The sequence below is a fragment of the Rhodococcus sp. T7 genome (assembly GCF_009872365.1).
In the GTDB taxonomy this organism is placed as follows: Bacteria; Actinomycetota; Actinomycetes; order Mycobacteriales; family Mycobacteriaceae; genus Rhodococcus_F.
Map to the genome: position 1 here is coordinate 892,553 of NZ_WXYH01000389.1, position 641 is coordinate 893,193.

At 68.8% G+C, this 641-nt stretch carries 1 protein-coding gene; it reads left to right on the top strand.

The genetic code is table 11. The features are described from left to right. Positions 1-219: 219 nt before the first annotated feature. Positions 220-641 (top strand): Rv1733c family protein (locus MLGJGCBP_RS48250; protein ID WP_160098506.1); only part of this gene is annotated, 422 nt, incomplete at its 3' end.

Here is a 641-nt window from a genome sequence, read left to right on the forward strand (position 1 = left end):
TGCCACTGCCCAACAGACTCGACGAACTCACGCAGCGCCAGCACCGCGAGCCCCGCGACCTCACGCAGAGCACGTCGAGGATTACACCCGCGAACATTCCGGCTGACTGAAACACCCCGCTGAGCCTGTCCTGCACTCGCGGAGCAACGCGTCAGAACGCCGCGCCGATTCCGTCACAATCGAAGGAAAAGGGGAAGCGCAATCGCGTTAAAGGTGACCATGCCTCGGGAGGGACTGGCACCGGTGGCCGCACCGACCCGGTGGTGGCAGCTGCGCCCGTGGAACCACAACCACCTCATGCGCGCCAGCGACCGCGTCGAAGCCACCCTCCTGCTGCTCACCGCCACTGTGGTTCTGCTGCTGATCCCCGTCGCCGCCGCATACGGCACCGCGACCCACACCCGCCTCGAACAGCAAACCCACACGCTCCGCGCCAGCATCCGTCAGGTGCCCGCGGTCCTGCTCGAGGACACCTACCTCGCCCCCGACACCCCCGGCCATGCGATCCGTTCCGCCGGCACCCAGAACACCGCCCGCGCCCGCTGGACCACACCCCACGGGGAACGCACCGGAGCCGTCCCCACCGACACCCCCGGGAAGGCCGGGCAGACCGTCACCATCAGCGTCGACGCCGACGGCAA